21 protein-coding genes are annotated in these 23,484 nt (G+C 52.4%); 15 read left to right on the top strand and 6 right to left on the bottom strand.

The features are described from left to right. Window positions 1-17 precede the first annotated feature (17 nt). From OGY33_RS10035 to OGY33_RS10060, 6 genes are read left to right on the top strand one after another with little or no spacing between them, the layout of a single operon-like run. The gene (locus OGY33_RS10035) at window positions 18-794 is read left to right on the top strand and encodes a fimbrial biogenesis chaperone (protein ID WP_103015302.1); all 777 of its coding nucleotides are present in this window, start codon (window positions 18-20) and stop codon (window positions 792-794) included. Between the two features lie 12 nt (window positions 795-806). Then, window positions 807-1,412, top strand: a complete 606-nt coding sequence (locus OGY33_RS10040; protein WP_048214874.1) for a fimbrial protein — start codon at window positions 807-809, stop codon at window positions 1,410-1,412. After that, window positions 1,409-2,473, top strand: coding sequence for a fimbrial protein (locus OGY33_RS10045; protein WP_020996610.1), 1,065 nt, complete (start codon window positions 1,409-1,411; stop codon window positions 2,471-2,473). Before OGY33_RS10040 ends, OGY33_RS10045 begins: the two co-directional genes overlap by 4 nt. 9 nt (window positions 2,474-2,482) lie before the next feature. Further along, window positions 2,483-3,025: a fimbrial protein gene (locus OGY33_RS10050; RefSeq protein WP_003830815.1), complete on the top strand. Its 543-nt coding sequence runs from the start codon at window positions 2,483-2,485 to the stop codon at window positions 3,023-3,025. 1 nt (window position 3,026) lies between these two features. Further along, window positions 3,027-4,694, top strand: a complete 1,668-nt coding sequence (locus tag OGY33_RS10055) for an O-antigen ligase family protein (RefSeq protein ID WP_191238842.1) — start codon at window positions 3,027-3,029, stop codon at window positions 4,692-4,694. 1 nt (window position 4,695) lies between these two features. Next, on the top strand, window positions 4,696-5,415 hold the full coding sequence (locus tag OGY33_RS10060) for an EAL domain-containing protein (protein ID WP_032942423.1): 720 nt from the start codon (window positions 4,696-4,698) through the stop codon (window positions 5,413-5,415). A gap of 15 nt (window positions 5,416-5,430) precedes the next feature. Here OGY33_RS10060 and OGY33_RS10065 read toward each other — a convergent pair whose 3' ends face one another. The 3 genes from OGY33_RS10065 to fadE all read right to left on the bottom strand — a co-directional run bounded on the left by OGY33_RS10065 (window position 5,431) and on the right by fadE (window position 9,343). After that, on the bottom strand, window positions 5,431-5,841 hold the full coding sequence (locus OGY33_RS10065) for a Spy/CpxP family protein refolding chaperone (RefSeq protein WP_003830819.1): 411 nt from the start codon (window positions 5,839-5,841) through the stop codon (window positions 5,431-5,433). A gap of 179 nt (window positions 5,842-6,020) precedes the next feature. Next, entirely contained in the window at window positions 6,021-6,788 is a 768-nt protein-coding gene (locus OGY33_RS10070; protein WP_048214872.1) for an amidohydrolase, read from the bottom strand. A gap of 110 nt (window positions 6,789-6,898) precedes the next feature. Continuing rightward, window positions 6,899-9,343: an acyl-CoA dehydrogenase FadE gene (gene fadE / locus OGY33_RS10075; protein WP_003830821.1), complete on the bottom strand. Its 2,445-nt coding sequence runs from the start codon at window positions 9,341-9,343 to the stop codon at window positions 6,899-6,901. 962 nt (window positions 9,344-10,305) lie between these two features. On the opposite strand from fadE, the gene lpcA reads away from it, so the two are divergent. Next, window positions 10,306-10,887, top strand: a complete 582-nt coding sequence (gene lpcA, locus OGY33_RS10080) for a D-sedoheptulose 7-phosphate isomerase (RefSeq protein ID WP_003031390.1) — start codon at window positions 10,306-10,308, stop codon at window positions 10,885-10,887. A gap of 111 nt (window positions 10,888-10,998) precedes the next feature. Continuing rightward, window positions 10,999-11,766 (top strand): class II glutamine amidotransferase, encoded by a 768-nt coding sequence (locus tag OGY33_RS10085; protein ID WP_003031388.1) that lies wholly within the window; start codon window positions 10,999-11,001, stop codon window positions 11,764-11,766. Here the strand turns inward: OGY33_RS10085 and dpaA are convergent. Continuing rightward, window positions 11,737-12,477 (bottom strand): peptidoglycan meso-diaminopimelic acid protein amidase, encoded by a 741-nt coding sequence (gene dpaA / locus OGY33_RS10090; protein WP_003830823.1) that lies wholly within the window; start codon window positions 12,475-12,477, stop codon window positions 11,737-11,739. The genes OGY33_RS10085 and dpaA overlap by 30 nt on opposite strands. Before the next feature lie 331 nt (window positions 12,478-12,808). On the opposite strand from dpaA, the gene dinB reads away from it, so the two are divergent. Further along, on the top strand, window positions 12,809-13,864 hold the full coding sequence (gene dinB, locus OGY33_RS10095) for a DNA polymerase IV (protein WP_003830824.1): 1,056 nt from the start codon (window positions 12,809-12,811) through the stop codon (window positions 13,862-13,864). A gap of 151 nt (window positions 13,865-14,015) precedes the next feature. Here the strand turns inward: dinB and pepD are convergent, their stop codons facing one another. Beyond that, the gene (gene pepD, locus OGY33_RS10100) at window positions 14,016-15,473 is read right to left on the bottom strand and encodes a cytosol nonspecific dipeptidase (protein WP_191238841.1); all 1,458 of its coding nucleotides are present in this window, start codon (window positions 15,471-15,473) and stop codon (window positions 14,016-14,018) included. 261 nt (window positions 15,474-15,734) lie between these two features. Here pepD and gpt point away from each other — a divergent pair, with 261 nt between their 5' ends. The 3 genes from gpt (at window position 15,735) to crl (ending at window position 17,996) form a co-directional block, all read left to right on the top strand. After that, window positions 15,735-16,193 (top strand): xanthine phosphoribosyltransferase, encoded by a 459-nt coding sequence (gpt, locus tag OGY33_RS10105; protein WP_003031380.1) that lies wholly within the window; start codon window positions 15,735-15,737, stop codon window positions 16,191-16,193. A 99-nt stretch (window positions 16,194-16,292) separates the two neighbouring features. Continuing rightward, window positions 16,293-17,537 carry an esterase FrsA gene (gene frsA, locus OGY33_RS10110; RefSeq protein WP_286571558.1) on the top strand — a complete coding sequence of 415 codons (1,245 nt, stop codon included), beginning with the start codon at window positions 16,293-16,295 and terminating at the stop codon, window positions 17,535-17,537. Between the two features lie 57 nt (window positions 17,538-17,594). Further along, window positions 17,595-17,996 carry a sigma factor-binding protein Crl gene (gene crl, locus OGY33_RS10115; RefSeq protein ID WP_003031376.1) on the top strand — a complete coding sequence of 134 codons (402 nt, stop codon included), beginning with the start codon at window positions 17,595-17,597 and terminating at the stop codon, window positions 17,994-17,996. 181 nt (window positions 17,997-18,177) lie between these two features. Here the strand turns inward: crl and phoE are convergent, their stop codons facing one another. Next, complete coding sequence (gene phoE / locus OGY33_RS10120; protein ID WP_003830831.1) at window positions 18,178-19,233, bottom strand: phosphoporin PhoE; 1,056 nt, start codon at window positions 19,231-19,233, stop codon at window positions 18,178-18,180. A gap of 289 nt (window positions 19,234-19,522) precedes the next feature. Here phoE and proB point away from each other — a divergent pair, with 289 nt between their 5' ends. From proB to OGY33_RS10135, 3 genes are all read left to right on the top strand, one after another. After that, window positions 19,523-20,626, top strand: a complete 1,104-nt coding sequence (gene proB / locus OGY33_RS10125) for a glutamate 5-kinase (RefSeq protein WP_003031373.1) — start codon at window positions 19,523-19,525, stop codon at window positions 20,624-20,626. Between the two features lie 11 nt (window positions 20,627-20,637). Continuing rightward, entirely contained in the window at window positions 20,638-21,888 is a 1,251-nt protein-coding gene (gene proA, locus OGY33_RS10130; RefSeq protein WP_103015305.1) for a glutamate-5-semialdehyde dehydrogenase, read from the top strand. Between the two features lie 278 nt (window positions 21,889-22,166). Next, the gene (locus OGY33_RS10135; RefSeq protein WP_071444636.1) at window positions 22,167-22,886 is read left to right on the top strand and encodes a Crp/Fnr family transcriptional regulator; all 720 of its coding nucleotides are present in this window, start codon (window positions 22,167-22,169) and stop codon (window positions 22,884-22,886) included. Window positions 22,887-23,484: the final 598 nt, after the last annotated feature.

Raw genomic sequence — 23,484 nt, forward strand, 5'->3', positions numbered from 1 at the left:
CCTGAATGAATTTTGTCATGAAAAATCAAGCATTTTACTCCGTGCAGCGTTGGCTCAAACCCGTGGTCTGCGGTCTGCTTTTTATTGCAGAGATCAACGCCTCATGGGCGGGTATTGCACTTGACCGTACCCGTCTGATCATCACCGGTGATGCGCGATCTGTCAGCGCGAACTTAACCAACACCAGTCCGAGCATTCCGTTTCTGGCTCAGTCGTGGGTGGAAGACGCTAATGGAACAAAAATTACCTCGCCGTTGATGGTTTTACCGCCGCTGCAACGGATTAACGGCGGGCAAAAGGGCATTGCGCGAGTGACAAAAACCAGCGGTATTAACGCTCTGCCGCAGGATCGCGAAAGTCTGTTCTACCTGAATGTGCGTGAAATTCCGCCCAAGCCGGATAAGCCGAACGTGCTGCAACTGGCGATGCAGTCGCGCATCAAACTTTTCTACCGTCCTACCGCCATCGTGCCGGAAACACCGGGCGCCGTGTGGCAAAACCAACTGGTCTTTCATAAGCAGGGGCAGCGCTGGAGTGTGGATAACCCAACGCCGTACTTCGTTACCTTAATCGGCTTAAGCCGCAAGCCTGAAGCGCAGGGCGGCGACAGGCTGACTGACTTCCCTGGGATTATGGTTTCACCAAAGTCCTCTCTCGATTTCAGCGTGACCGACGGCAGCGTTAGCCAGTTCAGCATGATGTACGTGAACGATTTTGGCGGTCATCCCGAATTGAAATTCAGCTGCACAGGCAATGTGTGTAAAGCATTGCCGATGGAGCAACAGCCCCGGTAACAGGATTCGTAAATGAAAAAGATGCTTTGCGCTCTGCTGATGGCGGGCATGGCCTGCTCGGTTCAGGCCACAAGCGGTCGCCAGGATATGAGCAACGTGTCCGGCGAGTATGGCAACGTCCGCTTTCATGGTCGGGTGTTCGTTTCGCCGTGCGTGCTGGATATGGCCTCCCGCGATCAGACTATCGATCTTGGTGATATTTCCGCCAGCCGATTTCGCCAGGGCGGCGATCGCAGCGATCCGGTATTGGTCACGCTGTATCTGAATGGCTGTTTAAAGGGCTCCGGTCATACCTTAAGGGATTTCCCTGGGCAGACCAGTGAGATGCCTGAGCTTGCGCACAGCACGGTGGAGCGTGGTGTTTCGATGACGCTAATGGCTGAAGGCGCACCGGAAAACAGCGATTTGGGGCGTATTCGTGGCGATGTTCGCGGCGCGGGCATCCGACTACTGACTGAACGTAATCAGTTAATCCACCTGAACCAACCGCAACGCATGTGGATCCTCAAACCGGGCGATAACGCCATTCATTTTCTTGCCGCGCTGGAATCTTTTGGGCGAGAGGTGACCGCCGGAGAATTTAACGGTCTGGTCAGACTTAAGCTGGAGTATCTATGAGCGTATTACGTAAAACGCTGTTGTGGGTGGTGCTGGCAGGCTGTCCGTTGGCCGGGCAGGCATTTACACAGGGAGAAGGTGAGCCGGAGGGTGGGTCGCCGCATCAGTACGATATTGAACTGAGCTCGCTGGATGTCAGCAAAAACCACGTGGGTGGCAGAACGGAGCCGTTCCCATGGAATCTGGGCGGCTGGTATGTGGTGAATTTCTATTGCGAACAGGCTGACATCTCCCGAGCACCAATTTACTACACCACCACAACCACGATGCCGCCTTCAAATCAGGGGGCGAACCGTTTTCGGCTAAACGAGTATCTGGATGTGGAAGTTCAGGTGTGGGTTGCCGGGGGCTATAAAAAATATGTGCAGGCGCCTTTTACCAACGTTTCAAACCGCAACAGCAACAACAGCTGTAAAAAACGTAAGGGCTACACGCGAGCGACTAACGTTGAAAGTGGTTCAAAAGGGAAAGTGACGTTTATTGTCACTAAACCCATTATCAATGGCATCAATATCACTTCCCAGTCGCTGGTGGAGGTGGCCGGGCGTATGGGAAGCGCGGGACCTACGCCAACCACGGCGATTTCTCGCGTGGTGATTAAATCCGGGCTAATTACTGTCCCGGACAAATGCACCTTCAACCGGGGAGACAAAATCAGCATTGAGTTTGGCGATCTGCCTGGATCCGCTGCCCGGCTCAACGGCACTAACTACAGCAAGTCAGTCCCTATACATGTGGTCTGTGAAGGCGGGAGTTTCGATCAGGGCGCGCTGAACATTAATCTTGGTATACAAACGACCACGGCGTCAGGCACGGCGGGGTTTAACGGTAATCTCCTTGGCACGCTGAGCGGCGGACAAAAGCGCGACGATCTCGGCATTATGCTTAAAGACGAGAGTGGTGGCACCGTCGTGCCCAATCAATTCTACAACGTGAAGGGGTTTTACCAGAATCAGGGCGACTGGAATCTCACCGCCGCACCGGTGGCAAAGCCGGGCGTGGGAAGTGTGAAAGAAGGTGAATTTGAAGCCTCTGCCACCGTTGTCGCGCAGTTTCAGTAGGGGGATGTCATGAGATTCTCGGCGTTATTCGCGACCAGTATGTTACTGCTAGGTGGCATGGCGCAGGCCGACACCAAACTGGTCGGCGGCGATATGTATTTTCACGGCACCATCAGAGCCCTGGCCTGCAGCCTTGCACCGGGAGGCGACAAAATCGAGGTCGATTTCAAGCAAATCGCGACACAGGATCTCTATCTCTCGGGGCGCAGTAAGCCGGAAAAATTCAGCATCCAGTTACGCGACTGCAACCCGGAGGTTTTCCGTGGGATCTCGGTTACCTTCAGCGGTCGTGAGGATGCGGAGCTGACCGATCATCTGGCGCTGGATAGCAGTGAACAAGGCGGTGCGTCAGGGATCGGGATTGGGATGAGCGAAGAGGACGGCACGGCAATCCGCCTTGATGAGAGCACGTCAGTCAAAGAGATAACAGAAGGTTCGATGACGCTGAATTTCTTGGCGTGGGTCGCAGCGGAGCCATCGGCGATAAAAAATCAGTCTCTCGAATACGGTCCGTTCAGCGCCAGCGGGACCTGGACGTTGAACTACCAGTAGCATGATGAACGTACTGAATCGCATTGCGCCGCTGCCTGCGCAGAAATTATTGCTCGGTATTAGTCTGTTTTTCTGGTGTGGGGCCATGCATCTCTACTGGCCGAACAACGGCGGCAGCGGCCTGTCGTTGCCGCTTAATATTACGAGCTGGATCTACGCTGTTGTACTGGCTGCAAGCGTATTGATGCTGGTGCCTCGTCAACGCTGGCGCATCACTGTGCCCGCTGCGTGTTTTACAGTCGGGGCGTTCATCCTGACGTTGCTTTGCCTGCTAACGCCTGATGTCTGGCAGGCCGAGGCACTGCTGGTGGCGGGGGCGTTACTGGGAGGTGTGAGCGTCTATCTGGCCACATTACAAATTCCGCTCACGGCAAACACCCTGACGGCGCTGCTGGCTCTGTTATGGGGGGCGTGCGTGATTGAATGTCTGGCGTTTGTCTATCAGTACTGGCATTTGCCGGGCGTTGAGTACTGGGAGTTTGCCTGGCGACGCGGCACGCGGCCCTACGGGATTTTTCAGCAGGTCAATCTGCTGGCCAGCTTCACGGCCTGCGGCGTGCTGCTGTCAGTACTGCTCTTTTTACGGCTACGCGACGGGTATCGAATTGTCATTGGGATGGGCCTGGTGTTGATGGGATTTGTGCTGCATGAATCTCAGTCGCAAACCGGCTACCTGTCTCTGGTCGTCGGTGAAGTGCTGCTGCTGGCGGTTTTCCCGGCGCAACGGCGCACGCTACTGCTGCTTCTACTGCCGCTGGCGTTAGGCGTGGCGACAGGCGCAGCCGCTCGCCATTTTTTGTCAGTGGTCACGGTCGATCATCTGACGACTTCTCAAGTGCGCTGGACGGTGCTGAAAATGTCGCTGGAATTATTTGCCGAACGCCCGTGGATGGGGTGGGGCGTGGGCAGTTTTGCTGCCGTATTTCTCGAATGCGCGGGGCCATTGGGGCTGGGCAGCATTTCGCATCCGCACAACGAACTGGTGCTGTGGCTGGTGGAGGGCGGTCTGGTTGGGCTGGCGGGGGCACTCTGTTTTATAGCGGGAGGTTTATGGCTCTGGCTGCACGGTAATTGCTGGCGTCGTGCCTGCCTGGTGGCGGCACTGCCGGTGGTTATTCATATGTTGACGGAATACCCCGTCAGGCAGTCAACGCCACACTGGCTGCTGTTGATCCTGCTGCTTCGATGTGCAGACAACGCGCGAACGGGAATACGCCTGGCGCTTACGTCGACGTCGCTGATTCGCGCGGCAGGGTTTATCTCGTTACTGACCGTCGCGCCATTGCTGCTTCTCACGCTGCACACGCAACAGCAATTGACGCTGGCGGAGAGGCAGTCAACGCAGTGGCAACTTGCCGAACCGCTCCCTGTCGGAGGCTGGCTTCTTACCAGTCGCTATCGGTTTGATGTCCAGATGGGGTATCTGCAACGGTATCAGCGTTCCCGGGACGCACGTTGGCTGGAGGAGGTTCGCCGCTGGGCGCCTGACTATGTGCGCGTTCACCCAGACCCTAATGTCTCCTTCACGCAAATCTTACTGGCGTTGCAACAGCGCGACCTGGTCGAGGCGCATCGTCTGGCGACGCGCTTTTGTCTGATATACCCAAACGATCGCCGTATCCCGTGGCTGCAGGATGCACGACGTCCTTTTAATAAAATAATGGAATGATATGAACAGATTCAGTGAACAGGCCCGTTATGTGCCAGAACTTCCCCGCAACGCCGAACTGCTGCGGATCACCGGGATCCGTTTGCAGCGCATTCATTTTTTTGATGACGCATCGCTGGATGTCTGTGAGGTGTTAAGCCAGGTACGCACACCGCTCCCACTGGATTTGTTTTTCAAGCACCTTTCCATTGCGGCAAAACAGCAGCTTTTTCTATGGCAAATGCAGCGGGTGCTGGCTCTCTCTGGAAGCTATTCGCTGAATTTATCCGTCAGGATGCTGACCAGTCTGTCATGGATCACACGTCTCACAAAGCAGGTGCATCAGGGGAGGATTGTTATTGAAATTCAGGATCCGGGCTCCATGATGCGTCTGGATAAGGCAGAACAGCAGGCCGTATGCATTGCCGTAAAAACTTTGGTACGTCACGGGTTTCGCGTGTGGCTGGATGATGTTTCGCCTGAGCTATTTTTTGTCTGGCGGCTGTCGGGCATCCGTTTCGATGCCATCAAAATTGAAAGTGGAATGTTTCATCAGTTCAGAACATCGGAGTGGCAGTTGAGGGTTCTGGTCAATCAATTTCGTGGGCTGGGTGAGCGGGTTGTCATTGAGGGAGTAGAAACGCCACAGGATTATGCCATTTGCCGTATGAGCGGCGCAGATGCTGTACAGGGCTTTCTGTTTGAGCAGGAAATTTTACCGAAAAGCCTGAATCATTGCTGACTCAGGCTCTGACAATTACTCGCTCAGCGTCTGTGCGATATCTTTTTGCACCTGCTGGCGCTGTTCTGGGGTCAGCACTTTGTTCAGGTCAAAATAGTATTTTACGCGATAATAACGCGCCTGCTGTTCGATGTTGCTGAACGCAGAAAGCTGTTTCTGAACGGCAGCTTCATCCCATTTCCCGGACTTGATGACGTCAATCAACGCGCCGTCTTTAACATCTTTCACCGAAATCTGGCTTACGTTGGTTTCAAGCTGCTGGTGCAGTTTTTTAATCTGCGCCACCTGGTCGTTGGTCAGCTTAAGATGCTGAACGACCGGGTCCTGAGCTGGAGCAGGAACATTGGATACGTTTGCTGCAAGCGTACTAAAAGAAGCGCCCGCTAAGGTAGCCGCCAGCAAAGTCATGCGTAAGAAGTTCTTCATTATTGAAATCCTGATAAGGAAATTATCGACATTGTCTGCCACCCGCTGGTTACGAGTGATTATCCTTTGCAGAATACGATGCTCACCGCATGTCGCCACGCGAATTTGTTTTGCGGTTGGTTACGGAGTGAAACAATCCCGCCACAAGAAACGTAGCGCAGCGGGAGTGAAGGCGATAGTTATAGCGTAAACGGGTCGGCGTCCTGCCAGGCGGGAAACTTCTCGCGATACTCGCGCAGCGCTGAGAGTGACAGCTCGGCGTCAATGCGTGTGGCCTGATGCGGCTCGGCGGTGGCAATAATCTCACCCTGCGGATTAATCACCCGGCTGTCACCGCGATAATGGTGGCCGTTACCGTCTGTGCCCACGCGGTTACATCCTGCTACATAAGCTTGGTTCTCAATCGCCCGTGCGGCAAGCAGAAGCTGCCAGTGCAGCGAACGCGGCGCAGGCCAATTGGCAACATACAACGCCAGGTCGTAATCGTTGCGATTACGCGACCATACCGGAAAACGCAGGTCATAACAGACCAACGGCAGAATGCGCCAGCCGCGCCATTCAACAATAACGCGCGCGTCACCCGCCTGATAATGCTGATGCTCATCCGCCATGCGGAACAGATGGCGCTTGTCGTAGAAATGCACATTACCTTCGGGCTCAACCAGAAAAAAGCGGTTTACCGGGCCGCGTTCAGACTGGATAGCAGCGCTGCCAGCGATCAGGGAGTTAGTCTGTTGCGCCTTGGCGCGCATCCAACTGACGACCTCTTCCTGCGGCAACGATTTATTTGCCGCTTCCATGGCAAATCCGCTGGTAAACATCTCGGGCAACACGATGACATCACGTCCGGCGACGGTTTCCAGTTGTCGGTCAAAATGGCGCAGGTTGGCCGGGCCATCCATCCAGATCAAGGGTTGTTGCAGCAGAGTAATTTTCAAACCAGGCACGATCGAGGCTCCTCGTTGAACAACATTTTGACACTGTAGCATGAGGATTAATGAAAATGTGGCAATAAAAAGCCCCGCATTAAGCGGGGCTAAACGTTGTGCGTATATCGTTATGCGGCTTCGACTTTACGCACTTTCTCTGGCAGCTTTACCGGCTGAGTCGCCAGCTCCTCGGGTTCAAAGTCATCCACGTTGATACTGCGCAGGCGACTCGCTTCGGCTTTCACCAGAATCGCGGCTTCATCTTTATCAATCAGCCCTTTCGCCAGCGCATTGTGCGCCAGTTCGTCGAGACGGGTAAATGGCAGGTTTTTACCCAACTCTTTACAGATCCGCTGGTGGATAGGGTCGGCTGCAATGACATCCAGCAGCGCCTCTTCCAGCAAACCAACCGGGTTATGCTCGCTTGGCGTCAGATATTGACCGCGACCAATACGAGAACGAGTAGCACTCGGAACCTGCAAAATCTTCGCGACTTTATGGTCCAGCTTGTCAGACGGCGCGTCGTAGTGGCGACCGGTCGGGAAGATAACCACGTTCAGCAAGCCCGCGACCAGACGGTTCGGGAAGTTTTTCAGCAGATCGTCCATCGCCTGTTCCGCTTTGTACAACGCATCCTGAACGCCCCAGTGAACCAACGGCAGGTCCGCTTCATTACGGCCTTCATCGTCATAACGTTTCAGTACCGCAGAGGCCAGATACAGCTGGCTTAACACATCGCCCAGACGCGCGGAGATACGTTCACGGCGCTTCAGACTACCGCCCAGTACGGCCATGGACACATCTGAAAGCAGGGCCAGGTTGGCGCTCAAACGGTTCAGGTGCTGGTAGTAACGTTTGGTCGCATCGCCGGTTGGCGTGCTGCTGGTTAAGCCACGTGTCAGGCCAAGCCAGAAACTGCGCACTTTGTTACTGCCAACGTGACCGATGTGTTTGAACAGCAGCTTGTCGAACGCATTCACATCGTTACTCTGTGCCGCAGCCATCTCTTCCAGAACATACGGATGGCAGCGAATCGCACCCTGACCGAAGATCATCATGCTACGGGTCAGAATATTGGCACCTTCAACGGTAATGGCGATTGGCGCACCTTGATAAGCGCGGGCGAGGAAGTTGCTTTCGCCAAGCATAATGCCTTTACCGCCAGTGATATCCATCGCATCGATGATTGACTGCTGCCCACGGTGGGTACAGTGATATTTCACGATAGCCGACAGCACCGCCGGTTTTTCACCCAGCATAATGCCGTAGGTAATCAGTGATGCCGCAGCGTCCATCACGTAGGCGTTACCGGCAATACGTGCCAACGGTTCTTCAATACCTTCCATCTTGCCGATGGAGATTTTGAACTGGCGACGAATGTGCGCATATGCGCCGGTGGCCATTGCGACTGATTTCACGCCGCCCGTCGAGTTAGACGGCAGGGTAATACCACGTCCCACAGACAGACATTCCACCAGCATGCGCCAGCCCTGACCGGCCATTTTCGGACCACCGATGATGTAATCAATCGGTACAAACACATCTTTACCGAGGGTCGGACCGTTCTGGAACGGCACGTTCAGCGGGAAGTGACGACGCCCAATTTGTACGCCCGGCGTTGAGGTTGGGATCAGCGCACAGGTAATGCCGAGATCTTCTTCACCACCCAGCAGTTTTTCCGGGTCAGAGAGTTTAAATGCCAGACCCAGTACCGTGGCGATAGGCGCCAGCGTAATATAACGTTTGTTCCAGGTCAGGCGCATACCCAGCACCTGTTGGCCCTGCCAGTCGCCCATACAAACCACGCCGGTATCAGGGATCGCCCCTGCGTCGGAGCCTGCTTCCGGGCTGGTCAGAGCAAAGCATGGGATCTCCTGACCGCGAGCCAGACGCGGCAGGTAATGATTTTTCTGCTCTTCGGTGCCGTAATGTTGCAGCAGTTCGCCTGGGCCTAATGAGTTAGGTACGCCAACGGTGATCGCCAGGATCCCGGAAACGCCGGAGAGTTTCTGCAGAACGCGAGCCTGAGCATATGCTGAGAATTCCAGACCGCCGTACTCTTTCTTAATGATCATCGCGAAGAAGCGGTGTTCTTTCAGATATGCCCACAGTTCCGGCGGCAGATCCGCGAGTTCGTGAGTGATCTGGAAGTCGTTCGCCATGCGGCACGCTTCTTCCACTGGACCATCAATAAACGCTTGTTCTTCAGCGGTCAGATGCGGTTGAGGATAGTTATGCAGTTTTTTCCAGTCAGGCTTGCCCTGGAACAGGTCACCTTCCCACCAGGTTGTACCCGCATCAATCGCTTCTTTCTCAGTACGCGACATCGGTGGCATGACTTTACGGAAGCCGCGGAACACCGGCGCAGAGATCATGGATTTGCGCATCGGCGTAAAGTTAAACGGCACGAGGATAATGGCCAGAGGAACCAGCAGCCAGACTGACCACAGGCCAGCCACGCCAAGCGCAGCCGTCCAGGCGAGCAAAATTAAGCTGCTGAGGAATAAGCTCACGCGGTGATAAAACAGAACGCTGAGCAGAACAACCGTAGCGATAATACTCAAAATCATCATAACGAAAAGCTCCCTTGCTTGTAGGAGGTCTGACCACTTGTGATGATATGGTTGTAGTGGATGTAAATTCTTTTAGCAATGTGTTTACAAAATAATTACAACAAAGCTCACATTGTTGCTGTTTTAACCGGCACAAAAAATCAAAAGCCGTAGCCATTCCTGTCTGGATAATTTTCTGTAGTAGGAAATATCAACATGCGTTGGCAAGGTAATGAACGTGTTAACTCTGAGAAATTGTTCCGTTCACTTTGCGTTTATCGCCACTCTGCAGCACCAATATTTGTGAACGTGTTAAGGGTGCTATTGCTGCACCCTTAACAATCCCGGCTCCCGGCGGGAAAATTGTTGCTGTGCAATACCCTCCGCTTATTCCTTCAGGCTACCGGGCCGGGCGCGAGGTAGCGTCCTTGCAAAACGCGCCCTGAGCCAGCATCCATGCTGGCTCTCCCGGCCTTACGGAAACACGTCGGCAATTTTCAGCCGGACCAGCCCACACCTGATCATCGCCGCCGTTTTTTCAAACAGCGAAACAGAAACACCTGAAATTAAGAGAGTTGAAGCGATACCCTCGGTCCGGCTGAAAATTGATGAGGCGTTGACGGCTGACCGGGGTCGTCCGCAGGGATGCGGACGGAGGGGATGGCCTGCAGGGATGCAGGCTCGGCCCCGACCCGAAAGGCAGACGGAATAAGACGAATGAATCGCATAGCGACGATTTTCCCGCCGGGAGCCCGGGTTGCAAGGGGGGGGGGCGGTGAGCCACCCTTGCACGTTCACGTAAATAGCGATATCAGAGTAGCGATGAACATAAGGTGAACGTAACCCTGTTCAAAGATAAAATATTCTTCTTGCATGATTCACTTGCAGTCATTATGACCATTCCTGTGGCTTGTACTTCTCGCTGGTAGCGCTATCCGGTACACTGCATCTTGTCATTTACATTCATGCTGAAGGATATCCTCATGTACCAGGATCTTATTCGTAACGAACTGAGCGAAGCGGCGGAAACGCTGGCTAATTTTCTTAAAGATGACGCCAATATTCACGCCATTCAGCGCGCGGCGGTCCTGTTGGCAGACAGCTTTAAAGCGGGCGGTAAGGTACTTTCTTGCGGTAACGGCGGTTCCCATTGCGACGCGATGCACTTTGCCGAAGAGCTGACCGGACGCTATCGTGAAAACCGTCCTGGTTACCCTGCTATCGCTATCTCTGACGTCAGCCATATCTCCTGCGTCAGCAACGATTTTGGTTACGATTATGTGTTCTCTCGCTACGTAGAAGCCGTGGGTCGTGAAGGTGATGTCCTGCTAGGCATCTCTACTTCGGGTAATTCCGGTAACGTAATTAAAGCGATTGCCGCAGCGCGTGAGAAAGGGATGAAAGTGATCACCCTGACCGGTAAAGATGGCGGAAAAATGGCGGGTAGCGCGGATATCGAAATTCGCGTGCCGCACTTTGGCTACGCTGACCGTATTCAGGAAATTCATATCAAAGTGATCCATATCCTGATCCAGCTGATCGAAAAAGAGATGGTTAAACCATAAGAAGACGATTGCCGGATGGTGGCTGAAGCCTTATCCGGCCTACATGAGCGCCACGTAGGCCTGATAAGCGCAGCGCCATCAGGCAGTTCACGGTTTTAAGGTAGGTGATGTATGTGCGAACTGCTCGGGATGAGCGCCAATGTGCCAACCGATATCTGCTTTAGCTTCACCGGACTGGTTCAGCGCGGCGGAGGGACCGGGCCGCACAAAGACGGCTGGGGTATTACGTTTTATGAAGGTAAGGGCTGCCGTACGTTTAAAGATCCGCAACCCAGCTTTAATTCGCCTATTGCCAAACTGGTACAAGACTACCCCATCAAATCCTGTTCCGTGATTGCCCATATTCGTCAGGCGAACCGTGGCGAAGTGGCGTTGGAAAATACCCATCCCTTTACCCGCGAATTGTGGGGACGCAACTGGACCTATGCTCATAATGGACAGCTCAGTGGCTATAAATCGCTGGAAACCGGTAATTTCCGTCCGGTCGGGGAAACCGACAGCGAAAAAGCTTTCTGCTGGCTGCTCCATAAGCTGACGGAGCGTTATCCGCGCACGCCTGGCAATATGACGGCAGTGTTTAAATACATCGCAATGCTGGCAGGAGAGCTGCGGGAGAAAGGCGTCTTCAACATGCTGTTGTCTGACGGACGCTATGTGATGGCCTTCTGTTCGACCAACCTGTTTTGGATCACGCGTCGTGCGCCGTTTGGCGTGGCGACATTGCTGGATCAGGACGTGGAAATCGATTTTAGCTCAGAGACCACACCCAATGATGTGGTCACCGTGATTGCCACTCAACCGTTAACCGGCAATGAAACCTGGCAAAAGATTATGCCAGGCGAGTGGGCATTATTTTGTCTCGGGGAGCGTGTAGTTTGATGCCAGTTGCGGCTGAACCACTTCGTGACTCAACGGCTTGCTGACGACGTAACGACCATCGACGACGGAAACGGTCGGTGGTTTACGTGTTTGTTCAAAGTAATCGTATCCCGGCTTTAACTGGGCCCAGAAATCTTTGTAATACGAGAACTTATGGCGTTGCATGTTGGCATCGGTCATGCGGAACGGGTAAATGCTAACCTGTACGCTGGACTGCCCGAACACCAGAGCACCTGTCACAAACTGGAAAATCTCATCAATGCCGTTGTCGGTCATTGCGTAGCAGCCGACGGAAACACAGGCACCGTGGATCATCAGGTACTTACCTTCATAACCGTGTGCGCGGTCGTAGGCGTTAGGGAAACCAATGTTAATCGCTTTATAGAAGCGGCTATCCGGTTTCAGCTGTCCACGTTGTACGCTGTAAAATCCTTCCGGACTTTTGAAATCACCCTGACGCTGTTTCGGCCCTAAGCCGCCGGAATAATTGCAGATCTTATAGCTGTCGAGCAATTGATACTGTTCGCCCATCTTGACGTACAGATCCAAGGTTCGCTCTTCTTTGAAGATCTGGATATAAACGGGGGAGCCCATTAATTGCTGCTTATATTCTTTGCTGACAGGCGTAGTCGGGCTGCTGCTGCTCAGCAAACCGGCAAATGAAACGCACGGCAATAAAAGCATCGCAAGAAAAAATGCGATTTTACGCATACTGCTTATTCCTTGATAAAACGATCACACACGCCAGGACGGCAAAAAGATTCCCCAAATCGGATAAATCTGGATCTGGAGCGCTCACATTAGCACCAAGAGAGTTTTTCGCAAGTCTCTCGTGCGGCGTTTACACTTTAGTTTTTCTTTATACGGAAAATTGCGCTTAAAGGCAGTCAGACACTGGCGTATTTTGCTGGTTACTGCGCTTCATTGGGTCTTATTCGTGCTGGATGGATAATGGGTCAGGAACGGCCCAGCATTAGGTACAACCATACTTCTCACAACATAAAAATACTGTATACTTAAACAGTGATGTGGGAGACGAACGATGCGTAAAATCATACATGTCGATATGGACTGCTTTTTCGCGGCGGTGGAAATGCGCGACAACCCCGCCCTGCGTGATATTCCCATTGCTATTGGTGGCAGTCGAGAACGTCGGGGGGTCATCAGCACGGCCAATTACCCGGCGCGCAAATTTGGCGTGCGTAGCGCAATGCCAACGGGAATGGCATTAAAGCTGTGTCCGCATCTCACTTTATTACCTGGTCGTTACGAGGCCTATAAAGAAGCCTCCCGCCAGATTCAGGCTATTTTCTCTCGCTATACCTCGCTGATAGAACCACTTTCGCTGGATGAAGCCTATCTGGATGTGACCGACAGCACCCACTGCCACGGCTCAGCTACGCTGATCGCTCAGGAAATCCGCCAGACAATTTTTAACGAGTTACAGTTAACCGCCTCTGCCGGAATTGCGCCGGTAAAATTTCTGGCAAAAATAGCTTCCGATCTCAACAAACCCAATGGGCAATATGTGATTACCCCTGCCGATGTTCCTGAATTTCTCAGAACATTGCCGTTAGGCAAAATTCCCGGCGTTGGCAAAGTCTCCGCCGCTAAGCTGGAATCAATGGGATTACGTACCTGCGAAGATGTTCAAAAATACGACCTGGCAATGCTGCTCAAACGCTTCGGCAAGTTTGGTCGCGTGCTGTGGGAGCGCAGTCAGGGGATTGACGAACGGGACGTCAACAACGACAGGCTGCGTAAATCCGTCGGCGTGGAGCGTACGCTGGCGGAAGATATTCACGAGTGGTCGGAGTGTGAGGCGATAATTGAACGGCTCTATCCCGAACTGGAACGGCGTCTGGCAAAGGTAAAGCCGGATCTGCTGATCGCTCGCCAGGGGATAAAACTCAAGTTTAATGATTTTCAGCAGACTACGCAGGAGCACGTCTGGCCGCGCTTAAATAAAGACGACTTAATTACGACAGCGCGCAAGACCTGGGACGAGCGTAGGGGAGGGCGAGGTGTCAGGCTGGTGGGGTTACACGTCACGCTGCTGGATCCACAAATGGAAAGACAGCTACTGTTGGGGCTGTGACTCAGAACAATTGCCGGATGTCGGCGTAAACGCCTTATCCAGCCTACAAACCAGCGTGCAGGCCAGATGGCTACGTAACAACTTTATCCGGCCTACAAACCAGCATGTAGGCCAGATAAACGTAGCGTCATCCGGCATTTAGCGCAGAATCTTACTTCGCCGGAATAGACTTCAGCAGTTCAGTCAGCAGCGTCCAGTAATGGCCGACGCTTTCTATATGAACCTGCTCATCCGGGGAGTGCGGACCGGTGATAGTTGGCCCGATGGAAACCATGTCCATATCTGGATACGGTTTCTTGAACAGACCACATTCCAGACCAGCGTGGATGATCTGGATATTCGGCGTTTTGTTGAACAGACGCTGATAGGTTTCACGAACCAGGTGCATAACCGGAGAGTTAGCATCCGGCTGCCAGCCTGGGTATCCGCCTTTTGCCTGGGTTTTCGCGCCAGCCAGTTTACCCAGTGAATCCAGCATGCTCACCACGTAGTCTTTACCGCTGTCGATCAGGGAACGGATCAGGCAGTGAATTTCAACGTTGTCGTCAGTCATGGTGACAACGCCGACGTTCAGAGAGGTCTCAACCACGCCTTTGGCGACGTCAGAGTTGCGGATTACGCCGTTCGGGGTGGCGTTCAGCAGACGCACAAAGCTGTCGCGAGACTGAGCTGTCAGCGCGGCTTTGTCTTGAGTTACGGCATCCAGCAGCAGAGCCAGGTTCTTCTCTTTGGCTTCCAGTTCGTTTTTCAGGATTTCCTGATAGGTGTTGACCAGCGCTTTTAACGCATCAACTTTATCTGCAGCCACGGCGAGGGTGGCAAAGGCTTCACGCGGAATCGCGTTACGCAGCGTACCGCCGTTGAAATCAACCAGACGCAGATCCAGCTCTTCAGCGTGGCCCGCCAGGAAGCGTACCAGCAGTTTGTTCGCGTTACCGAGACCCACGTGGATTTCGCCGCCGGAGTGACCGCCTTTCAGGCCTTTTAACGTCAGCTTAAAGCTCTGGAATCCAGCCGGGATTGCTTCACGGGACAGCGGCAGGTTAGTGGTAAAGTCGATACCGCCTGCGCAACCCATGTAGATCTCACCTTCTTCTTCAGAGTCGGTGTTGATCAGGATATCTGCCTGCAGCCAGTTAGCCTGCAGACCAAACGCGCCATCCATACCCGCTTCTTCGGTCATGGTCAGCAGCACTTCCAGCGGACCGTGTACCACGCTGTCATCAGCCAGAACGGCCAGCGCAGACGCCATACCGATGCCGTTATCCGCACCCAGCGTGGTGCCACGGGCTTTCACCCATTCGCCGTCAATATAAGGCTGGATAGGATCTTTAGTGAAGTCGTGCACGGTGTCGTTGTTTTTCTGCGGGACCATATCCAGGTGCGCCTGCAGAACGACCGGCTTGCGGTTTTCCATACCTGCGGTTGCGGGTTTGCGAATCAGGATATTACCGACTTGATCGCGCTCGACGTGGAAACCTTTCTCTTGGGCCCAGCTCAGAATGTGTTCAGCGAGCTGCTCTTCATGATAGGACGGATGAGGAATAGAACAGATTTTGGCAAAAATATCCCATAGCGGTTGCGGGGATAATTGAGACAGTTCAGACACGTTGAGTCTCCTTGGCGATGTCCTACAAAACTTGCTTGCAGGCCACGGGGTTAGCAGAATTAAAAACACCACAAGCCAGGCTTGCGCGATGCGATTGAGAATACCACTTTCTCCGCTGACGGCTAGCATAAAGCATGCAAAAAGAGGCGCGGATTCCGCGAAACACTGGTTTTTAGTGCGTCAGATCTCTATAATCTCGCGCAACCTATTTCCCCCTCGAACACTTTTTAAGCCGTAGATAAACAGGCTGGGACACTTCACATGAGCGAAAAATACGTCGTCACCTGGGACATGTTGCAGATCCATGCACGTAAACTGGCAAGCCGCCTGATGCCTTCTGAACAATGGAAAGGCATTATTGCCGTTAGTCGTGGTGGTCTGGTGCCGGGCGCATTGCTGGCGCGTGAATTGGGTATTCGTCATGTCGATACCGTATGCATCTCCAGCTACGATCACGACAACCAGCGCGAACTGAAAGTGCTGAAGCGTGCCGAAGGCGACGGTGAAGGTTTCATCGTAATCGATGACCTGGTTGACACCGGTGGTACCGCCGTTGCGATTCGCGAAATGTATCCTAAAGCGCATTTCGTCACTATCTTCGCTAAGCCGGCTGGTCGCCCGCTGGTGAATGATTATGTTGTTGATATCCCTCAGGATACATGGATTGAGCAGCCGTGGGATATGGGCGTGGTGTTCGTCCCGCCGATCTCTGGTCGCTAATCTAAAAATTTTCAACGCCTGGCAACTGCCGGGCGTTGTTCTTTTTGTGCTGTGTCAGGTTACACTATGCCTTAGTGAGTACTCATGGAGGCTGCAATCATGTCACAGGCTAACCTCAGCGAAGTCCTGTTTAAACCCCGCTTCAAACACCCTGAAACGTCAACACTGGTTCGTCGTTTTAATCACGGCGCGCAGCCGTCCGTACAATCTGCCCTGGATGGCAAAACCATTCCGCACTGGTATCGCATGGTGAATCGCCTGATGTGGATCTGGCGCGGCGTCGACCCGCGTGAAATCCTTGAGGTGCAGGCACGTATCGTGATGAGCGAAGCCGAGCGTACAGATAAAGAACTCTACGATACGGTTATCGGCTATCGCGGTGGGAACTGGATCTATGAGTGGGCGAAGCAGGCGATGGACTGGCAACAGAAAGCGTCTATGGAAGAGGATCCGCAGGTGAGCGGACGCCACTGGCTGCATGCGTCTACGTTGTACAACATTGCCGCTTACCCACACCTGAAAGGCGATGAGCTGGCAGAGCAGGCACAGGCTTTGGCGAATCGTGCCTATGAAGAGGCCGCACAGCGATTACCGGGCACGCTGCGTGAGATGGAGTTTCCCGTCGCTGGCGGCGCGCCGATCACCGGCTTCTTACATATGCCAAAAGGTGACGGTCCGTTCCCGACGGTGCTGATGTGTGGTGGCCTCGATTCCATGCAAACGGATTACTACACCCTGTATGAGCGCTATTTTGCCCCACGGGGTATAGCCATGCTGACGCTGGATATGCCGTCGGTTGGTTTCTCGTCAAAATGGAAACTGACTCAGGATTCCAGCCTGCTGCATCAGCATGTATTAAAAGCGCTGCCTAATGTTCCCTGGGTGGATCACACTCGCGTGGCGGCCTTCGGTTTCCGCTTTGGCGCTAACGTGGCGGTACGCCTGGCGTATCTGGAATCATCACGGCTGAAGGCGGTGGCCTGTCTGGGGCCGGTCGTGCATGCGCTGCTGAGCGATCCGCAGCGTCAGGCAAGCGTCCCGGAAATGTATCTTGACGTTCTGGCCAGCCGCCTGGGGATGCATGACGCTTCCGATGAAGCGCTGCGCGTTGAGCTTAATCGCTATTCATTAAAAGTGCAGGGCCTGCTGGGTCGACGCTGCCCGACGCCAATGCTCTCAGGATTCTGGAAGAACGATCCGTTTAGCCCGGAAGAAGAGTCACGTTTAATCACATCTTCATCTTCAGACGGTAAGCTACTGGAGATCCCCTTCAACCAGGTGTATCGCAATTTTGACAAAGGGCTGCAGGAAATAACCGGTTGGATCAATCAGAGATTGTGTTAAAAGTTTGCTAAATTTTAGCGATTTGGTAAAACAGGTGCTTCACCTAAGGAGATCGTAATGACGTTACCGAGTGGGCATCCGAAAAGTAGATTGATCAAGAAATTCACCGCGCTTGGCCCGTATATCCGGGAAGGGCAGTGCGAAGATAATCGATTTTTTTTCGATTGTCTGGCTGTTTGCGTCAACGTGAAACCCGCCCCTGAGAAACGCGAGTTCTGGGGCTGGTGGATGGAACTGGAGGCGCAGGAAAAACGCTTCACGTACAGTTATCAGTTTGGTTTGTTTGATAAAGACGGTAACTGGACTGCGGTGCCGGTGAAAGAGACTGAAGTGGTAGAGCGACTGGAATACACCTTACGTGAATTTCATGAAAAATTACTTGGCTTGTTAACGACGCTGAATCTGGCGCTGGAACCTGCTGACGACTTTAAGGATGAACCGGTTAAGTTAACGGCATAATGAACAGTAAAATGCCGGATGGCGGCGCAACCCCATCCGGCATTTTTTTATGCTATACCCTAAATAATTCGAGTTGCAGGAAGGCGGCGACGCAGCGAATCCCCAGGAGCGTACATAAGTACGTGACTGGGGTGAGCGAGGAAAGCCAACGCACATGCAGCTTGAAATATGACGGGTATAATTAGAACTGGTAGACCATACCGACAGCAACGATGTCATCATCGTTGATGCCCAGTTTATTATCGCTATCCAACTGGTTGATTTTATAATCAACAAACGCGGACATATTTTTGTTGAAATAATACGTTGCGCCCACGTCGATATAATTCACCAGGTCTTCATTGCCGACGCCTTCAATATCTTTCCCTTTAGAAAGCACATAACCCAGTGACGGACGCAGACCAAAGTCAAACTGGTACTGAACAACCGCTTCGAAGTTCTGTGTTTTATTGGCGAAGCCGCCGGAAATTGGCGTCATATTGCGTGTTTCAGAATAGAACGTCGCAATATAAATATCGTTAGCATCATATTTTAAGCCGGTTGCCCAGGCTTCAGCTTTATCACCCGTACCGCGAGTTTGCAGATTCTGCTGGTTGGTACGATCGGAGTTGGTATAAGCGCCGCTCACCGCGAAATCGCTGCCGCCAAAGTCATAAGTAACAGAAGTACCAAAACCATCGCCGTTCTGTTTTTTCACATCGCGATCCTGGTTTTTACCCTGGTATTGCAGGGTCAGATCCAGGCCATCCACGACGCCGAAGAAGTCGGTGTTGCGGTAAGTTGCCAGACCGCTGGCGCGTTTGGTCATAAAGTTATCGGTCTGTGCGGAGGAGTCGCCACCAAATTCCGGGAACATATCGGTCCAGGCTTCCACGTCATACAGCGCGCCCAGGTTACGACCATAATCAAACGAGCCAAAATCTTTTAATTTCACACCGGCGAAGGCCAGACGTGTTTTTTGTTGGTTAGAGTCGCTTTCAGCTTTATTGCCGGCAAACTCTGCTTCCCAACGACCATAACCGGTTAGTTGATCGTTAATTTGCGTTTCGCCTTTAAAACCTAAACGGATATAGCTTTGGTCACCATCTTTGCTGTCATAATCCGTCATGTAATGCATGGCTTTTACTTTGCCGTACAAGTCCAGCTTATTACCATTCTTGTTATACACTTCCGCTGCCTGTACGGATGCTGATGCAACAATTCCCATCACCACTAATGCCAGAGTGCTCTTTTTCATTTTCATTCCTGATTAAAAGTACGCGCTAATATTCACTGGGTGTGATCCCCGTTAAAAGACAGGAGGGTTTTTAACGTCTGGCAATGAACGTTTTATGACAAAGTAAGAATATTTTTAAAAAAGGATGTTTTTTTGTTTCTGTAATAAATGCGTCAAAATCTGCCGCTACGCTTGCTGATCCTGCGCAATAAAATTTCATGCTTTGTGCGCTGGTTGTTGGCAACCGGGGCCAGTCCTGCTAAAACGTTCGTTTGATATCATTTTCCCCAATTTTGAATGGCAGAGAATCATGAGTGACAGCCAGACGCTGGTGGTAAAACTTGGCACCAGTGTGTTAACGGGCGGATCCCGCCGCCTGAACCGCGCCCACATCGTAGAACTGGTTCGCCAGTGCGCGCAGCTCCATGCCGCAGGGCATCGTATTGTTATCGTTACCTCTGGTGCGATTGCCGCCGGACGTGAGCATCTTGGTTACCCGGAGCTCCCGGCAACGATAGCTTCGAAACAGCTGTTGGCGGCGGTCGGGCAGAGCCGACTGATTCAACTGTGGGAACAGCTGTTCTCGATTTACGGTATTCATATCGGGCAGATGCTGCTGACGCGTGCAGATATGGAAGACAGAGAGCGTTTCCTCAATGCCCGCGATACACTCCGCGCGCTGCTGGATAACAACATTGTTCCTGTCATTAATGAGAATGACGCCGTAGCGACCGCTGAGATTAAAGTCGGCGATAACGACAACCTCTCCGCGCTGGCGGCGATTCTGGCCGGAGCCGATAAGCTGCTGCTGTTGACCGATCAGCAGGGGCTGTTCACCGCCGATCCGCGTACCAATCCGCAGGCGGAGCTGATTAAAGACGTTCACGGTATTGACGATGCGCTGCGCGCCATTGCCGGGGATAGCGTCTCAGGTCTGGGAACCGGCGGCATGGGCACAAAACTGCAGGCCGCCGATGTCGCATGCCGCGCCGGGATTGACACCATTATTGCCGCAGGCAGCAAGCCGGGCGTGATTGGCGACGTGATGGAAGGCGTTTCCGTTGGGACGCGTTTTCATGCTCAAGCCTCTCCGCTGGAGAACCGTAAACGCTGGATCTTCGGCGCGCCGCCTGCCGGTGAGATTACCGTCGATGAGGGCGCGACCGCAGCAATTCTGGAACGCGGCAGCTCATTACTGCCAAAAGGCATTAAAAGCGTGACAGGTAACTTTTCTCGTGGTGAAGTGATCCGCATCTGCAATCTCGAAGGGCGCGATATTGCCCACGGCGTCACCCGCTATAACAGCGATGCGCTGCGCCGTATTGCCGGACACCACTCACAACAGATCGACACCATTCTGGGCTACGAATACGGTCCGGTTGCTGTCCATCGCGACGACATGATCACCCGTTAAGGAACAAGCATATGCTGGAACAAATGGGCATTGCTGCCAAAGCCGCGTCATACAAGCTGGCGCTGCTCTCCAGTCGCGAAAAAAATCGCGTACTGGAAACCATTGCTGATGAGCTGGAAGCGCAAACGGAAAGCATCCTCAGCGCGAACATACAAGATGTTGAGCAGGCGCGAGCCAACGGCCTGAGCGAAGCGATGCTCGACCGCCTGGCGCTGACGCCGGCGCGTCTGAAAGCGATTGCTGACGATGTGCGCCAGGTCTGTAATCTTGCCGACCCGGTAGGGCAGGTGATTGACGGCGGCCTGCTGGATAGCGGTCTGCGTCTGGAGCGTCGTCGCGTCCCGCTGGGCGTGATTGGCGTGATTTATGAAGCGCGTCCAAACGTCACCGTTGACGTTGCCTCCCTGTGCCTGAAAACCGGCAATGCGGTGATTCTGCGCGGTGGGAAAGAGACCTACCGGACCAACGCCGCGACCGTGGCTGTTATCCAAAAGGCGCTGGAAGCCTGCGGTTTACCCGCGGCTGCCGTACAGTCAATTGATAACCCGGACCGCGCGTTGGTCGCTGAAATGCTGCGGATGGATAAGTACATCGATATGCTGATCCCTCGCGGTGGCGCGGGTCTGCATAAGCTGTGCCGTGAGCAGTCGACGATCCCGGTCATCACCGGCGGTATTGGCGTATGCCATATTTATGTTGATGATACCGCGGAGATCGCCCCGGCCCTGAAGATTATCGTTAACGCCAAAACCCAGCGTCCAAGCACCTGTAACACTGTAGAAACTCTGCTGGTGCATCAGGATATTGCTGAGCGTTTCCTGCCTGCGTTAAGCCAAAAGATGGCGGATAGCGGTGTTACGCTGCACGGTGATGAAATCGTGATGCAAGTTCTGCATGGCCCTGCCAAACTGGTGCCACTAAAACCGGAAGAGCTGGATAACGAGTTTCTGTCTCTGGATCTGAACGTTGTGGTGGTCGAAAATATGGATGGTGCTATCGCCCATATTCGCGAACACGGTACCCAGCACTCGGACGCCATACTGACGCGCACGCTCAGCAACGCCAACCGTTTCGTGAATGAAGTGGACTCTTCTGCCGTGTATGTAAACGCCTCTACTCGTTTTACCGATGGCGGCCAGTTCGGATTGGGTGCGGAAGTGGCGGTGAGCACGCAAAAACTGCACGCGCGTGGCCCAATGGGACTGGAAGCACTGACCACATATAAGTGGGTTGGCTTCGGTGACGACACGATTCGTGCGTAATTAAAACTGGGTGATGCAATAATAGCCATCTGATTTAAAAGGCTATTAAGGCATCACCCAGTTAATTCTAACCTTCACCCCGCTGCCGCATTTTTTATCCTGCGTTTTTAACATCATCCGCACCAGTCTGGTTCTGACCTATGCATTCTCTGGCGCCAGAAAGGCGGCGTATCACAGAATTTTCCCTGCCTGCATGAATTTTCCTGGTCTTCGTTTCACGTATTGTTCCCATGGCCCGATCTATTAGAATCAATCTCATTTTTATGAGGAGTTGTTGCGTGAAATCGGATATTCACAAACTTAGTATTCCTGTTGTGCCGCTTGGCAACCCGTTTCCTCCCCGTCATTGTTCGCTGTGCCCAAAGGGAGCGGCGATTGACCGTGATAATCAATACAAATTAATAGACAAAAGAAGGCGGTTTAAAGCTGGGGAGATACTCGCTCGGCAGGATGAAACCGCGGAGATGCTTTTTGTTATCCATGAGGGGTACTGCAAGTCCAGTGTGGAATGTGGCGATAACGTTTTTATCAGCCGCTTTTATGTTCCGGGAGATATCATGGCGCTGGATGCTGTCGAAGGGGGGAAGTACCTGACAACGATTAAGGCGGCAACGGCTGCGGAAGTTTGCCACATTGATATTGCGCGGTTGTTCAAGGTAGCAGAGAAGGAGCCTTCGGTTGCTGCCGCAGTCATCAAGTTTCTCTGCAGGGATAATGGATTCATTGTTGAAAAACTGCGGCGCTATGCGAATAAACATGCTGAGGCCAGGATCGCGGCTTTCCTGGTGGAATTTTACGAGATGCATTTGCGCATCGGCAGGCCAGAAACGACGCTTCGCTTGCCATTTTCTCGGGAGGAAATTGCCAGTTATCTCGATCTTAAAATTGAAACCGTTAGCCGCTCATTAAAATCACTTGAACAGCAGAATTTGATTACCTTACATAGGGTACGTACCGTAACTATTAATAGTTATCTTGGTTTAAAACGTTTTATCTAATTTTCTATTTAACGATAATCATTATCTCTCCTGATAAGCCAGGAATATTCATTTTATATGGAAAATTCCTGGTTTTAATTTTGTCAAATAATTATCAATTAGAATGTAGTTTCTGTAGGTGAATGATTTTTTTATAAGAATATTCCCTCGCAAATGGATATATCATGAGAATTTTCTTGCGGCGTTAAAAATTTAGCATAATTGCAACAAATAATAAGCATTATAGAGAAACTATGGAGGTGTTAATTATCTTTATGTTTTGTAAGGGTTTTGCTCTCGTGGTATTTGTATGATCTTTTTGATATTTATCAAAAACATAAAAAAGATGAATTGTTTGATTTGTCTTATTTATTTGGGGGATAGTTCTGGCTCATGGTGCTATTTAAGTAAATTAAACTTAGGAAACTTCTTAGATTATCGTTTTAGTGGGAAAATTCTTAGTCTTTTTGTAATTTTTGCGTTTCAGGGTTTGTTGAGATGTTACTTAATTCAAATGATAATTTTTGGGCGCGGCAATTCTGGCTCGCAATTAATGGAACCGCTGGAGTGACTTAATAATAAGACTCGGTGGTGAGTTTGTTCTTAGGAGAAGATAAAA

The sequence above is a fragment of the Citrobacter sp. Cpo032 genome, assembly GCF_030332975.1.
In the GTDB taxonomy this organism is placed as follows: domain Bacteria; phylum Pseudomonadota; class Gammaproteobacteria; order Enterobacterales; family Enterobacteriaceae; genus Citrobacter; species Citrobacter portucalensis.